Origin of the sequence: Acinetobacter sp. D009, from assembly GCF_038562025.1 — a bacterium.
Taxonomy (GTDB): domain Bacteria; phylum Pseudomonadota; class Gammaproteobacteria; order Pseudomonadales; family Moraxellaceae; genus Acinetobacter; species Acinetobacter pittii.
Map to the genome: position 1 here is coordinate 2986680 of NZ_CP151886.1, position 14029 is coordinate 3000708.

At 38.7% G+C, this 14029-nt stretch carries 16 protein-coding genes, 4 tRNA genes and 1 riboswitch; of the genes, 13 read left to right on the forward strand and 7 right to left on the reverse strand.

The features are described from left to right. Positions 1-53: 53 nt before the first annotated feature. From AAC388_RS14240 to panD, 11 genes are all read left to right on the forward strand, one after another. Positions 54-1763 (forward strand): tetratricopeptide repeat protein, encoded by a 1710-nt coding sequence (locus AAC388_RS14240; protein ID WP_005070953.1) that lies wholly within the window; start codon positions 54-56, stop codon positions 1761-1763. A gap of 4 nt (positions 1764-1767) precedes the next feature. Continuing rightward, positions 1768-2346, forward strand: a complete 579-nt coding sequence (lolB, locus tag AAC388_RS14245) for a lipoprotein insertase outer membrane protein LolB (protein ID WP_342370836.1) — start codon at positions 1768-1770, stop codon at positions 2344-2346. 18 nt (positions 2347-2364) lie between these two features. Further along, a complete protein-coding gene (gene ispE, locus AAC388_RS14250; protein WP_218660247.1) occupies positions 2365-3198 on the forward strand; it encodes a 4-(cytidine 5'-diphospho)-2-C-methyl-D-erythritol kinase in 834 nt (277 codons plus the stop codon). Further along, positions 3197-3271, forward strand: a tRNA-Gln gene (locus AAC388_RS14255). Before ispE ends, AAC388_RS14255 begins: the two co-directional genes overlap by 2 nt. 26 nt (positions 3272-3297) lie before the next feature. Then, positions 3298-3372 (forward strand) — tRNA-Gln (locus AAC388_RS14260). A gap of 20 nt (positions 3373-3392) precedes the next feature. Beyond that, positions 3393-3467, forward strand: a tRNA-Gln gene (locus AAC388_RS14265). A 91-nt stretch (positions 3468-3558) separates the two neighbouring features. Next, positions 3559-3633 (forward strand) — tRNA-Gln (locus AAC388_RS14270). A 36-nt stretch (positions 3634-3669) separates the two neighbouring features. Then, positions 3670-4620 carry a ribose-phosphate pyrophosphokinase gene (locus tag AAC388_RS14275; protein ID WP_002120445.1) on the forward strand — a complete coding sequence of 317 codons (951 nt, stop codon included), beginning with the start codon at positions 3670-3672 and terminating at the stop codon, positions 4618-4620. A 96-nt stretch (positions 4621-4716) separates the two neighbouring features. Then, positions 4717-5013: a 50S ribosomal protein L25 gene (gene rplY, locus AAC388_RS14280; protein ID WP_002120443.1), complete on the forward strand. Its 297-nt coding sequence runs from the start codon at positions 4717-4719 to the stop codon at positions 5011-5013. 20 nt (positions 5014-5033) lie between these two features. Continuing rightward, positions 5034-5615 (forward strand): aminoacyl-tRNA hydrolase, encoded by a 582-nt coding sequence (gene pth / locus AAC388_RS14285; protein WP_002120328.1) that lies wholly within the window; start codon positions 5034-5036, stop codon positions 5613-5615. 131 nt (positions 5616-5746) lie between these two features. Further along, positions 5747-6127 carry an aspartate 1-decarboxylase gene (gene panD / locus AAC388_RS14290; RefSeq protein WP_002120296.1) on the forward strand — a complete coding sequence of 127 codons (381 nt, stop codon included), beginning with the start codon at positions 5747-5749 and terminating at the stop codon, positions 6125-6127. 45 nt (positions 6128-6172) lie between these two features. Here the strand turns inward: panD and AAC388_RS14295 are convergent, their stop codons facing one another. Further along, positions 6173-6733, reverse strand: a complete 561-nt coding sequence (locus AAC388_RS14295) for a GDYXXLXY domain-containing protein (protein ID WP_342370837.1) — start codon at positions 6731-6733, stop codon at positions 6173-6175. Next, positions 6730-8514 carry a DUF2157 domain-containing protein gene (locus tag AAC388_RS14300; protein WP_342370838.1) on the reverse strand — a complete coding sequence of 595 codons (1785 nt, stop codon included), beginning with the start codon at positions 8512-8514 and terminating at the stop codon, positions 6730-6732. Before AAC388_RS14300 ends, AAC388_RS14295 begins: the two co-directional genes overlap by 4 nt. A gap of 176 nt (positions 8515-8690) precedes the next feature. Continuing rightward, positions 8691-8842: riboswitch (FMN riboswitch) on the forward strand. Between the two features lie 90 nt (positions 8843-8932). Between AAC388_RS14300 and ribB the strand changes: the two genes are divergently transcribed. Then, positions 8933-9592: a 3,4-dihydroxy-2-butanone-4-phosphate synthase gene (gene ribB, locus AAC388_RS14305; protein ID WP_005070969.1), complete on the forward strand. Its 660-nt coding sequence runs from the start codon at positions 8933-8935 to the stop codon at positions 9590-9592. 58 nt (positions 9593-9650) lie between these two features. Here ribB and AAC388_RS14310 read toward each other — a convergent pair whose 3' ends face one another. Then, the gene (locus AAC388_RS14310) at positions 9651-10325 is read right to left on the reverse strand and encodes an HAD-IA family hydrolase (protein WP_002120346.1); all 675 of its coding nucleotides are present in this window, start codon (positions 10323-10325) and stop codon (positions 9651-9653) included. A gap of 97 nt (positions 10326-10422) precedes the next feature. Between AAC388_RS14310 and AAC388_RS14315 the strand changes: the two genes are divergently transcribed. Then, entirely contained in the window at positions 10423-11190 is a 768-nt protein-coding gene (locus tag AAC388_RS14315; protein WP_016144494.1) for a hydroxymethylpyrimidine/phosphomethylpyrimidine kinase, read from the forward strand. A gap of 44 nt (positions 11191-11234) precedes the next feature. Here AAC388_RS14315 and lysM read toward each other — a convergent pair whose 3' ends face one another. The 4 genes from lysM to fabD all read right to left on the reverse strand — a co-directional run bounded on the left by lysM (position 11235) and on the right by fabD (position 13933). Continuing rightward, positions 11235-11708, reverse strand: coding sequence for a peptidoglycan-binding protein LysM (lysM, locus tag AAC388_RS14320; RefSeq protein WP_002120434.1), 474 nt, complete (start codon positions 11706-11708; stop codon positions 11235-11237). A gap of 186 nt (positions 11709-11894) precedes the next feature. After that, the gene (gene acpP / locus AAC388_RS14325; protein WP_001279871.1) at positions 11895-12131 is read right to left on the reverse strand and encodes an acyl carrier protein; all 237 of its coding nucleotides are present in this window, start codon (positions 12129-12131) and stop codon (positions 11895-11897) included. An 84-nt stretch (positions 12132-12215) separates the two neighbouring features. Beyond that, positions 12216-12950 carry a 3-oxoacyl-ACP reductase FabG gene (gene fabG, locus AAC388_RS14330; protein ID WP_002120395.1) on the reverse strand — a complete coding sequence of 245 codons (735 nt, stop codon included), beginning with the start codon at positions 12948-12950 and terminating at the stop codon, positions 12216-12218. Next, a complete protein-coding gene (fabD, locus tag AAC388_RS14335; RefSeq protein ID WP_002120357.1) occupies positions 12947-13933 on the reverse strand; it encodes an ACP S-malonyltransferase in 987 nt (328 codons plus the stop codon). Before fabD ends, fabG begins: the two co-directional genes overlap by 4 nt. Between the last annotated feature and the right edge of the window lie 96 nt (positions 13934-14029).

Genomic DNA, 14029 nt, shown 5'->3' on the forward strand with positions numbered 1-14029 from the left:
GCAACATCGGTGTCATAAAAAGCATTACTTTGGATCAATAAAAATTGCGTCAAATGAATAGCCGTATTAATTTTAACGGTGCTTCGATAAGACAGTATTCTACCACATTCTTGTTGTTAGGTAGCATGTCCTCGTATGTCTATGCACGTCCTGTGCAAGAGACCTATGCCGTGCATTCATTTGATCAGGCCCTAGAGCAAACAATGGTCGCTGAATTTGCTCTAGCTTATGACGATATTCCAAATGCTTTGCATAATTACACAGTGCTCGCAATTAAAAGCAACTCTACATCAATTAAGCAGAGAGCTTTAGACGTTGCACTTGAATATAATGATTTACAAGCTGCGTTAAATATTGCTACACACTGGGTAGCTCAAGAACCTAAAGATGTACCAGCTTTATTTTATTTGTCACACATTGCTTTAAAAACGCACGAATATCAGCTTGCTGCTGAGACATTAGATAAAATTTTAAAGATAGATCCCACTGCCGATTTAGAACAAATTTTGGCCAGCATTGCTCCAGAAAATGCGCAGGATCGAGAAGTACTATTAACAGCTTTACGTTCTAGCGCAGAAAAAGACAATCCTTCTATTTTAGCACTCATCGCCAATTTAGAAGCTCAAAATGGTCAATTACAAACTGCACTAACCAACATTAACAAAGCATTACGTCGACGTCCTAAAGTAACGAGCTTTATTTTAATGAAAGCAAACTTACTTATTGCTCTCAGCGATCAAGAAGGTGCGCTTAAATGGTATGCAAAGTCGAGTCGTAAGAATAAGAAAAATTTAGATATTCGATTAGCGGAAATCCGCTATCTCATACAAATTAACCAATCTCAGCTTGCGTTAGAAAAACTTGAAAAAATTATAGAAACTAACCCTAAAGCTGAAGAAGCCTTATTCATTGCAGGCTTAACGAGTATTGATTTAAAGCAATATGACAAAGCAGAACAATATCTTGTTGACCTAAGAAACTCGGCTAAATACCAAAATGAAGCATATTACTACTTAGCCATTAATGCAGAGCGTAAACAGCATTATGAAACTGCAAAAGCTTACTATCGTTTAGTTGATGGCAGTTTATATGTGGTATCTAGACGAAACTTGATCGCAATATATGATAAACAAGAAAACTTACACGATGCTTTACGGTTCCTTACTCAAGAACGAGTAAATTATCCTCAACATGCAAGTTTCTTATATCAAGCCCAAGCCGAAATCTTAAAGAAAATGGGCAATAAAAAAGCTGCACTAAATCTATTAGATGAAGCAATTAAAAACTTACCCGACGATCCGGAACTGATTTATGCGGAAGTTTTATTACTTGATCCATATACGGATCGTGACAAGCTGGACAAAACATTAAAACAATTATTACAACTTGAGCCCAACAGCCCAACGTACCTAAATGCATACGCTTATACACTGGCACTGCAAAACCGTCGTTTAAAAGAAGCACGTCAGTATGCAGAGCAAGCATTAGAATATGCACCTGAACAAGCTTCAATCCTTGATACGCTAGGTTATATTGCATTTTTACAGAACGATTATGAAGCTGCGGCGGAAGCCTTAGGCAAAGCATATGAACTTAGCCATAATATAAATATTGGCGTTCGTTATGCTAAAGCTTTGTATATGCAAGGGTCACTCACGCAATTTAGCGCAGTGTTACAACAACTGAAACAAAAACATGCCAATGATCCACAATTACAACAGCTTGATGCGTTAATTTTACCTACATCTGCAAAAAAGAGTTAAATATATGAGCAAATTTGCCCAACTGTGCACAGCGATTTGTGGATCAAGTGTATTATTTCTAACCGGTTGTCAGCATTTTACTCAACCAAAGCCAGCGGTTACCCAACAAGTTCAAGATGAAAAACACTTTAATTTGCAAGGTAAGATTGGAGTTCGTACACCACAGCAAACTGGTAGTGCGTTTTTTACCTGGCTTCAACAGCAAGATAATTTTGATATCGAGTTAAGCGGCATTTTAGGCGTTGGAAAAACCCAAATTCAGGGTAAACCAGGCGAAGTAACTTTAAACAGTTCTAAAACAGGACTTCTTAGCGCTGCCTCTCCAGAAGAACTTTTAGAGCGAGCAACGGGTTGGCAAGCACCAATTACACACTTAACGAGCTGGATTTTAGCAAAACCAGCAACGCTAAATGCTCAAATTACGAAAGACGCTGCAAATCGAGTGAGTCAACTGATTGAAGATGGCTGGACAGTTAATTTCAGTTACGATGGTGAACAAACTTTGCCAAACAAACTGGTTTTAAAGCAAGCTCTTGCTGAAGATAAAGAAAACCGTATTACAATGGTCATCCAAAACCGCTAAGTCTAATTATATAAATCTATGATTCGAGTTCCTTCCCCTGCTAAGCTCAACCTGTTTTTACATATTACAGGCCGACGTGAGAATGGTTACCATGAGCTACAAACCATTTTCCAACTGATTGATTTATATGATTGGATGACATTTACACCGACTTTGGGCGAAGAAATCAAAATCGATGGGTTAAGTGAAGTTCGTGCTGAAGAAAACTTGATTTATCGGGCAGCTCAAATACTAAAACCACATGCGAAAAAATTTTGTGGCTTGCACATCAAAATTGAAAAAAATATTCCAATGGGTGCAGGTCTAGGTGGCGGTTCATCTAATGCCGCCACAACGCTTATTGTGTTAAATCAATTATGGGAATGTGGCCTAAAGCAAGAACAACTTGCGGACTACGGTGTAAAGCTCGGTGCTGATGTTCCAATTTTTATTTATGGTAAAAATGCATGGGCTGAAGGCATCGGTGAACATTTATCATTCATAGACTTAGATCAAAAACAGTTCATTATTTTAAAACCTGATTGTTTTATCAGCACTCAATTGCTTTTTTCACAAAAAACATTGACAAGAGACTCTAAGACCACTAAATTTTGCGCCTATCAGTTAGAACCTTCTAATTTTGGAAATAACTTTGAGCCACTGGCTCGGCAGTTATACCCTGAAGTAGAAGAAGCAATGCAATATTTAGATCAATTTGGTCAAGCAAAGCTTACAGGTACAGGTGCTTGTGTTTTTATTGAAGTAACGAATGAAATGAATATTGATGAAATTTTTAAGCATTCACCATGTAAATCTTACTTGGTAAATAGTTTAAAAGAATCTCCTCTTAATCATTTTAAGGTTACACGTTAGGGGCGTCGCCAAGTGGTAAGGCACCGGGTTTTGATCTCGGCATCCGTTGGTTCGAATCCAGCCGCCCCTGCCAACCTCACCTGTAATGATGATTATATTAGGGGCGTCGCCAAGTGGTAAGGCACCGGGTTTTGATCTCGGCATCCGTTGGTTCGAATCCAGCCGCCCCTGCCATCATATATATCATCGAATTTAGGGGCGTCGCCAAGTGGTAAGGCACCGGGTTTTGATCTCGGCATCCGTTGGTTCGAATCCAGCCGCCCCTGCCATTCTCTTATTTTAAAGACAGACTTAATTGCTATGCTTTTTGTTGATTAATCTTGACATTGCATTGCAAAAATATTAAAGTTCTGCCGCATTAGGGGCGTCGCCAAGTGGTAAGGCACCGGGTTTTGATCTCGGCATCCGTTGGTTCGAATCCAGCCGCCCCTGCCATCTATTTCATTACATACCAACCGCCAAGGGTGCTTCATGCCCAATCTTGTCGTTTTTAGTGGAAATGCTCATCCACAGTTCGCTCAAAAAGTCGTAAGTCACTTACATATCCCTCTAGGTGCTGCATCAGTCGGTCACTTTTCTGATGGAGAAATTTCAGTAGAAATTACTGAAAATGTTCGTGGTAAAGACGTATTTATCGTTCAGCCTACTTGTGCCCCTACCAATGATAACCTTATGGAAATCTTGGTTATGGCAGATGCTTTGCGTCGTGCAAGTGCTGGTCGTATTACCGCTGTTATCCCTTATTTTGGTTATGCTCGCCAAGACCGTCGTCCACGTTCTGCACGTGTGCCGATTACAGCTAAAGTTGTTGCAGACATGCTTACCACTGTTGGTATTGACCGTGTCGTGATGATCGACTTACATGCTGACCAAATTCAAGGTTTCTTCGATATTCCAGTCGATAACATCTACGGTACTCCTGCTTTGCTTGCTGACTTACGTCAACAACAACATGACAACCTTATGGTGGTTTCTCCTGACGTTGGTGGTGTAGTACGTGCTCGTGCTGTTGCCAAACAGATGGGTGACATCGATTTAGCAATTATTGATAAACGTCGTCAAAAAGCCAATGAGTCGCAAGTTATGCACTTAATTGGTGACGTAAAAGATCGTGATTGCGTTATCGTAGACGATATGGTTGATACTGCTGGTACATTGTGTAAAGCCGCTGATGCGCTTAAGCAATTTGGTGCACGTCGTGTAGTTGCATACGCAACTCACCCTGTACTATCAGGTAAGGCTATTGAAAACTTACGTAATTCAGTTATTGATGAACTGGTTGTGACTGATACCATTCCTCTTTCTGAAGAAGCATTGACCCTAGGCAAGATCCGTCAGGTTTCTGTTGCTAGCATGGTTGCTGAAACGATTCGTCGTATTAATAACGAAGAGTCTATCAGTGCAATGTTCGATAGTTTATAATATTGCAGCTTTTTATAAACCCTAGCCTTGGCTGGGGTTTTCTATCACTAAACTGGTCGCAAGTTTAGTCTTTTAAACTTTAATGAGGATTTACTCATGGCAAACTTCGTATTAAACGCTCAAGCGCGTGCTGAAGACAAACAAGGGAAAGGTGCGAGCCGCCGCCTTCGTCGCGAAGCTTTAATTCCAGCTATCATTTATGGTGGCAACGCTGAGCCTGTAACTGTTACTTTAGAACTTCGTGAGCTTGTAAAAGCTTTAGAAAGCAATGCTTTCTTTGAAGAAGTTGTAGAAATCAAAGTGGGCGACAAAGTTGAAAACGTTAAAATCCAAGCGTTACAACGTCACCCATCTAAAAACACTCCTATGCACGCTGACTTCAAACGCGCATAAGTGTTTAAAGGCGTAGATTAGTGTCAAATATTTCGCTAATTGTTGGTTTGGGCAATCCTGGTTCAGAATATGCCCAAACCCGCCATAATGCAGGTTTTTGGTTCATTGAACAGCTTGCTGACAAATATGGCATTACATTAAAAAATGATCCGAAATTTCACGGAATCAGTGGACGTGGTAATATAGAAGGACACGATGTCCGTCTGCTTCTACCCACTACATTTATGAACCGTTCTGGACAAAGTGTAGTTCCATTTGCAAAATTTTATCAAATTGCTCCCGAAGCAATTTTGATTGCTCATGATGAACTTGATATGAACCCAGGTGTAATTCGTCTTAAAACAGGCGGTGGACACGGTGGTCATAACGGTTTACGTGACATTGTCCCTCATATTGGTCCAAATTTTCACCGTTTACGTATTGGTATCGGACATCCTGGCTCGAAAGAGAAAGTTTCAGGTCACGTACTTGGAAAAGCACCAAGTAGTGAACAAAGTCTGATGGATGCAGCAATTGATCATGCCCTTTCTAAAGTAAAGCTACTTGTTCAAGGACAAGTTCCACAGGCCATGAATCAAATTAATGCATATAAACCCACTTAAATTGTTGAACAATCATGCTTGCTATCTTGCTTTTTTAGGAGCAAAATGCGCATCAGCCACTTTGCCAAACGCAAAAGCTAAAGATTTCACCATAAGATCTACATCTTAGGTCTACTCAGGAGACGCTAGCCATGCTATCTCGTTTATTAAAATGCAAAATTCACCGTGCAGTTGTAACCCATGCTGAACTTCACTATGAAGGTTCTTGTGCAATTGATGGCGTATTGATGGACTTAGCTGGTATTCGTGAATATGAAGAAATTCATGTTTGGAATGTAACCAATGGCAAACGCTTCACAACTTATGCGATTCGTGGTGAAGATAACTCTGGAATTATTTCAGTAAACGGTGGTGCTGCACATCAAGCAGACGTTGGCGATTTAGTAATTATTGCTACATTTGGTGATTTTACTGAAGCTGAAGCAAATATTCATAAACCACGTTTGGTATATGCTAATCCAAATAATACAGTCAACCACACAGCGAATTGCATTCCTGTTCAAGTTGCCTAATTTATTTTAAGAATAAAAAGCCCGCATTGACGGGCTTTTATTATTTTATAAATCCTTAATCGTTCCTTCCCACCAGTTCTTTTGTTTTTCACAATTTAATGGTTGAAGCTGTTCTCCTCGTAATTCGAACAGTATCGCCTCTCCTTTAGGATTTACCTTAAATTCAGCATATTTGGCTTTTTCATAACATTGAGCCAAGCCTTCTGCAAACAAGAAACTGCGAGAGGCAGGATATAAAGCCTGCAAACGATTTTCAGGATTTTTTAAAATTAACCTCTGCCCAACAAATGAATTATTGATATCTAAAATGGTACGAACTACGCGATTTTGTGAATCCAAAATAACTTTTGCGGGAACGGAAGGACGATTAAAAATCACCTGTTCCAGAGCCTCACCTTCACTTCCAACAAGAGCTTTAAGAAATTGTAAATTTAATTCATAAGCCAATGCCATATAATCACCTTGTAAAATTGAACGAGGATCAACTGGCTTAAGCTCAATGAAAATACTTTTACTATGGTGCAGATGCCATTCGTTTTTCGCCACTAAACCTGCAAAAAATAATAGCGTAATAAAGGCAAGAATAAGAGAAAAATACTTTTTCATTCTTTCTCTCCTTTAACAAGATCATTTTTATTTTCATGATGAAGTAACCATGACAGAGCAAAGAGAACAACACCAGAAATAAAAATTGAAGCACTCTTGGCTAGAAAAGTTATTTGTAAGTTGTAGTAGAGCTGCCAGAACACTAAAACTAATACAGCCAAGCTAACTCCATAAACTATATAATCTTTCTTTTTTAATGCCCACGTTAAAATAATGAAAAGGATAAAAATTTCAAAATAGCCAAGTGTAATAAGCAATATGCCAAAAATTAAAAAGGCAAAAAAAGTGACTCCATGAAGTTGTCGATATAAATGAAAAATACCAAAACATAGCAACCATAGACTAGGTAGCAAATACAAAACCCATAGCTGCTGACCTATCAAACTCTCTGGAATTAAACCAATAAAAGCATCAAAAAAAGAAGCTACTACTATTACGACCAGCACACATAAAAAAATACTACGCTCATATAACGCTATTGATTCACTCTTAGGCAACAGCACCAAACTAAAAACCAAGTAACTGAGCAAAGTTAAATTTAAATAGGTCTGATTAGAATGTATTGACCACAATGAATGGTCTAGTTGTAGCAAGTAGATAAAAGCTATTCCATATGTAGCAAGCATTTGAATTAAAAAGAAGAACCAATGTGGTTTAAGGAAATAACTGATACATAGAATAAAAATCTGCGCAATTAAAACCCATAGAATTTGATCTGTTTCTGAACCAAGATGAAATAAGAAAGCAGTCTGTCCACTGATAAATAAACAATAAGCAAATTGTCGAAAGAAATAGCTTTGTGATTTCTTTAAAAGAATAAAAGCTAGTCCAACAAAAATAATTCCAATAACTAAAGAAATGGCCTCCCAAAACACCAGTGTAAAAGCTGCAAGTGCTAGACCTGCAAGCCAAGCACCAATTGCCAATGGAATGACATAAAAGCGGCTTTGACGAAAAATTTTTATTAAAAGATAACTAATCAGTGCAAACCAAATAAAAATAATGCCCGCAATCAATAAAAAAATGAACTCATTAGAATCTTTAAATAAGTTATTAATCCCATCTACAAGCCATATTGTTACGGTCACGCCGAGAACAGCAGCCATTAAACTGGCACATAATTGGTCGTCTTTTTTGAAGAAATAATAAAAAGCGATTATTCCTGAAAAGAACGCCGAAATCAGATAAGGAATATTCTCATTCGATAAATATTGAATCATTCCAATGATTGAAATAATGGCAAACCAAGCGATAAAAACAAATCTTAGAGCACGATACTTCTTTATACATACCCAAAACTCAATAAGGCTTAATAAATTTAGAGCGAATAGATATAAATAAGGAAATTTTTCTGACCAAAAAGTCTGCTTAAAAAATAAAAAAAGTGTGAGCTGACTAGTAATACAAATTAAAGCAAAGATTCCAATATTCGGTCGATATAGCCATGGTAGTAAAAGCAATGTCCAAATTAAAAAAAGCAAATAACTGTCTGCACCAGTTTGATAAATCTGTCCGATAACGGCCAAGCTTAAGCCTAGCATCAAGCCACAAATACTGTGTAAGGTCTGCCTAACACCTTCGGTTAAGGTATCTTTTACACTGAACCATGCTGTCACAAGTAATATAAGGGGCGGGATAGCGAGTTGAATGCTATCTGGAAGCATCAACCAATTAGCAGCAATTAAATAAAGAATACTTACCGCCATAAATACATAACTGAAAATATGGAGATGCTGAATAAATGAGCTATTTGTTAGAGAATAATAGTCTCTTATCTGCATGAAACACCTATTTTATTTATAATTTTCTATAAAAAACATAGCATTCCATTTTCATATCAACAAGTAAGCTCTTGTTAAAAAGCCTAATTCTGTTTATGAAAATACTTATTCATAAAGAGACTTAGCATTCTATAAAAGCATCTAGCCAATTTTATCAAGCGCGCTATAATAAAACCCATCGCTTCAGGGCGGGGTGTAATTCCCCACCGGTGGTAAAGTTAATTTTCAATAAATAGATTAACAAGCCCACGAGCTTAAATTGTGTAATTTGAGCAGATTTGGTGAAACTCCAAAGCCGACGGTATAGTCCGGATGAAAGAAGACGACGAACTGGGATAAATCCGTTTTATTTCAGTGCCAGCCTGTTTTTACATCAGTCCTGAAATGTTCAACCGTATTTTTACGAGAGCGTTTCATTATGTCTAGCTTAATTCAACCAGAACTTTTTTTCTCAGCCCTCTCTCCTGCTGAACAACGCATTCAACAAGCTTTAGAAGATATCCGTCAAGGCAAACCTGTTTTGGTTATGGATGACTTTGATCGTGAAAATGAAGCAGATCTCATCGTTGCAGCCGAAACTTTAACGGTAGAAACAATGGCACGGATGATTCGTGATGGCTCAGGTATTGTATGTTTATGCCTTACAGAAGAGCTAGCAGATCACCTAGAACTTCCTCCGATGGTTTCTCAAAACTCAAGCCAGTTTCATACCGCTTTTACAGTGACCATTGAGGCAGCTCAAGGCGTTACCACTGGTGTTTCTGCTAAAGACCGTGTAACAACTATTCAAACTGCTATTAAAGATGGCGCTGTTGCAAGTGACTTAAATCGTCCGGGTCACGTTTTCCCATTACGTGCACGTAATGGTGGAGTCCTTACTCGTCGAGGTCATACCGAGGGAACAATTGATCTAGCAAGATTAGCCGGTTTAAAACCTGCTGGTGTGTTATGTGAATTAACCAATCCAGATGGCACGATGGCATCGGGCATTCAAGTTTTAGCATATGCTCAAACTCATCACTTAACGGTGATTACGATTGAAGAACTTGTTCAATACCGCCAGCAACACGGTATTTAAATAAAAAAGGTTTGGCTTTAGATCAAAGCCAAACCTTCAAATTAAAATTTAATAATATTTAAGAAACTTTCTTTTGTGCTGCCAGTTCTTCAACATAGTCCAAAAGCTCAGAAAACTGCTTAATCATTGCTTTTGGCTGTGCTTGAGCAAGTTCCTCTGCTGTTCCGTAACCATAAGTCACCGCTACCGCCTCAATACCGTTATGACGAGCACCCAAAACGTCATATTGGCGGTCACCGACCATTAAACACTCTTCTGGGTTTAATTGCTCATGTTCCAAAATATAATGGATAAGGTCAGCTTTATTAGTCCGCTCACCCGTTAACTCACTCCCATAGATATGTACAAAGTATTGACTTAATTCAAAATGATCCAAGATACGTTTTGCATAAATCGTTGGTTTAGCAGTTGCGACAAATAAACGATATCCTTCTTTTTTTAAAGCGCTAAGCGTTTTGGCAACAGATGGATACACTTCATTTTCGAACAGGCCAACCACCGAAAAACGCTCGCGATAAGCAAGTAAAGCTTGTTCAGCTAAAGCATCATCTTGAGTAGCTAATAATTTTGCGAGTGATGGCTTTAATGGTGGGCCAATTGTCCAGTCAATATCTAAATCGGCAGCCAATGGATAGCCTAATTTCTCCATTGCATAGCGAATTGAAGTATGGATTCCAACTTTTGGGTCTGTTAAGGTTCCATCTAAATCAATCAAAATATGTTTTATAGCCATTCAATCATTAACCCAGTAAAGTATTTAATTCAATTGGTCGAGAGTTTAATCAAACTCTCTTATACTAACGTAAATTTAAATTGAAAAGGAAATAACCGTGCGTCCAACCGTACTTTGTTTCTCGGGTTTAGACCCTTCAGGTGGTGCAGGTTTACAAGCCGATATCGAAGCAATTGGACAAAGTGGTGCCCATGCAGCAATTGCATGTACTGCCCTCACTATTCAAAACTCACAACAAGTATTTGGCTTCGAAGCAACCTCAAAAGAACTCTTATTAGCACAAGCAAATGCAGTTGTAGGTGACTTACCCATTAAATGTGTTAAGTCAGGCATGCTTGGCACAACAGATAATATTGCGGCACTAGCTGAATTTTTACGTGCTCATCCTGACTACCAATATGTACTTGATCCTGTTTTAGTCGCAAACAGTGGCGGCTCTTTAGGTGATCAGGCAACTCTCGTTAAAGCGTTCGTTGAACTTATTCCTCTAGCCACAATTATTACTCCAAATACCGTTGAATTACGTGCTCTCACAGGTATTACTGATTTAGATCAAGCCACTCAAAAGCTTTTTGAAATGGGTGCTAAAGCTGTTCTAGTGAAAGGTGGACATGAAGATACACCAGATCATATTAAAAATAGTTTATATATCGATGGTGAACTAGCAGCGAGTAGTAGCTGTCCTCGCCTTGAAGGTGAATATCACGGCTCAGGTTGTTCTTTAGCTAGCTTTATCGCTGGCCGTTTAGCTTTAGGTGATTCTTTAAAAATTGCAGTACAGCATGCTGAAACATGGTTATTCGGTGTTTTAAAAAATGCAGACACCCCTGTACCAAACGGACAAAAGATTCCAAAGCGTTTTTAAAAGCACAAAAAAGGCGCTTAAAGCGCCTTTTTTATTACTCTTAATTATTGAGGAATACGTAAAACTTGTCCTGGGAAAATCTCATCAGGATCTTTTAACATTGGTTTATTTGCTTCAAAGATTTTTGGATATTGATTTGCATCGCCGTAAACTTCTTTCGCAATTTTTGAAAGGTTGTCACCTGATTTCACGGTATAAAATTTACTTTCCGGTTCAGGAGTTGCCACTGTCATCTGGTCATCTACTTGAGCCACATGATCAATGTTTCCAACAATAAGAATAATTTTCTCTTTATCTGCTTGGCTTTTTACCTGCCCTTTAATAATTGCGGTATCAGTAGTACCGTTATAGGTTACAGATAAGCCTTCTACCCCTAAGCCCAAACTTTTAATTAAACCTAATAATTTATTTGCAACTTCTTGTGCAGAAGGTTCTGCTGGTGTTGCTGGAGCTGGTTGTGGTTCTGCTGGTGCGGTATTTTTCTTGCCAATACCTTTTACAAAATCAAAAAGACCCATCTTTTAGTCCTCATATTATTGTTTATAGTAAAGTCATTAAACTGACCTTTATTGTTATACTTCAAAAAAGTTATACCTCTGCTATCAATTGAGGTTGATCTTGTAAAAATATGTATCTCTTAAATTTTTTCTAAAATAAAAAAAGCCACCTTACGGTGGCCTTCTTTTTATTCAGCAATATGCGAATTAACCAAGTTTTTTAGTTACATAGTCAATTGCAGATTGAACTGTAGTGATTTCGTTAGAATCTTCATCAGGGATAGTGATGTCGAAGTCGTTTTCGAAAGACATAACAAGTTCAACTAAATCTAAAGAGTCAGCACCTAAGTCATCCATAAAAGATGCTTCGTTTTTAATCTCTTCAGCTTTAAGACCAAGTTGTTCTGCAACTGCTTGTTTAACGCGTTGTTCGATATCGCTCACAGGAATTCTCCTCATTGCTTGTGGCGTTTAATTTGCCACTAGTTTAATTGAATATAAAAATTTTTAAAAGTTTATACATCGGCGTTAGGCCATGTATAAACCACCATTTACATGTAATACCGTACCGGTAATGTAACCTGCCTTATCACTTGCAAGGAAACTCACCGCATTTGCGATATCTTGTGGCTCACCTAAGCGATTTAAAGCCACTTGATCACTCATTTTTTTGCGAATGTCTTCACTAAGTGCATCTGTCATTTCTGTTGCAATAAAGCCTGGCGCCACACTGTTTACAGTAATTTGGCGGCTACCCATCTCTTTTGCAAGGCTACGGCTGAATGCTTCAATACCTGCTTTAGCAGCAGAATAGTTCGCTTGGCCTGGGTTTGCAAAGTGAGCTACAACAGAACTGATATTAATAATTCGACCAAAACGTGCCTTCGTCATACCCTTAAGCACACGTTTAGATAAACGATAAACTGCTTTAAGGTGAATGTTGAGAATGTCATCCCAATCATCTTCAGACATACGAAGCAACAAATTGTCTTTCGTAATACCTGCATTGTTAACTAGAACAAGTACAGGACCATAGTTCTGTTCAATATGAGAAACGACTGCTTCAATCTCATCGAGATTACGCACGTCGAGCGCCAAACCTGCACCTTGTTCACCAAAGCTATCACTTAACTTTTGTGCACCAGATTCAGAAGTCGCAGTACCTACAACAAAATAACCGTCTTGAATAAGTTGCTGGGCAATGGCAGCGCCAATACCCCGACTCGCGCCCGTTACTAATGCAACTTTGCGTTCTTGTGTCATGCAATTTTTCCTTCTGCCACTAAAACAGCATTTAGGGCATCTTCCATTTTGCTCTTACTATCAATAGAAAAAGCTTTTTCAATATTTGGTAAACGCTTTGCGAGGTTACTCAATACTGTACCTGGACCACACTCAACAATGTATTGAATACCTTGGTCTTGTAGAGACTGCATGGTACGTGTCCATTGTACTGATTGGTACAATTGTGCAGTTAATGCCTGACGCAATTGAGCAACATCGGTAGCTATTCCCGCGTTGACATTTTGTATTACAGGAATGGTAGGTAGCTCAATGGCAGTTTGTTCCAAAGCTTCTGCAAATTTCTCAGCGGCAGGTTTCATCAACGAACAATGAGAAGGAACTGACACTGGTAAAGCAATTGCTTTAGCTGACTGCTCTTTTGCCAAAGCCATAACTTCTTGTACAGAAGCTGTACTTCCTGCAATCACAACTTGACCTTGTGAATTATAGTTTGCAGCTTCTACAGAACCTTCACCTGACGCACTCACGGTTTGACAAAGTTCAACCACTTTTTCATCAGCCAAACCAAGGATTGCAGCCATAGCCCCTTGACCCTGAGGTACAGCACTTTGCATGAGCTTGCCACGCAAGTTAACTAATTTAACTGCATCTGCCAAGCTCATAGAGCCTGCAGCTACCAATGCACTGTATTCACCTAGTGAATGTCCTGCAAGGTATTTAGGTGCCAGACCACCTAAATCAAGCCATACACGCCATAAAGCGATACTGGCAGTTAATAACACAGGTTGGGTATTTTCTGTTTGGTCGAGACCTTCGCCACTTTGCGCAATATGCCAAAGATCAAATCCAAGAGCATCTGAAGCTTCTGCAAAAGTTTGCCCGACCCCACTAAACTGTTCTGCTAGTTCAGCAAGCATACCGACTTTTTGTGAACCTTGACCAGGAAACACAAATGCAGTTTTTGTGGCTAAAGCTACTTGTTCAAGACGTTTAGCAGACATAAGAAATCCTTTTTTGGGTTTTCACTCATTTCTGGAGCGGAAATTTAACATGTTATTTATATATTTATAATTGCGAAAAACAACAAAAAAAGGGAG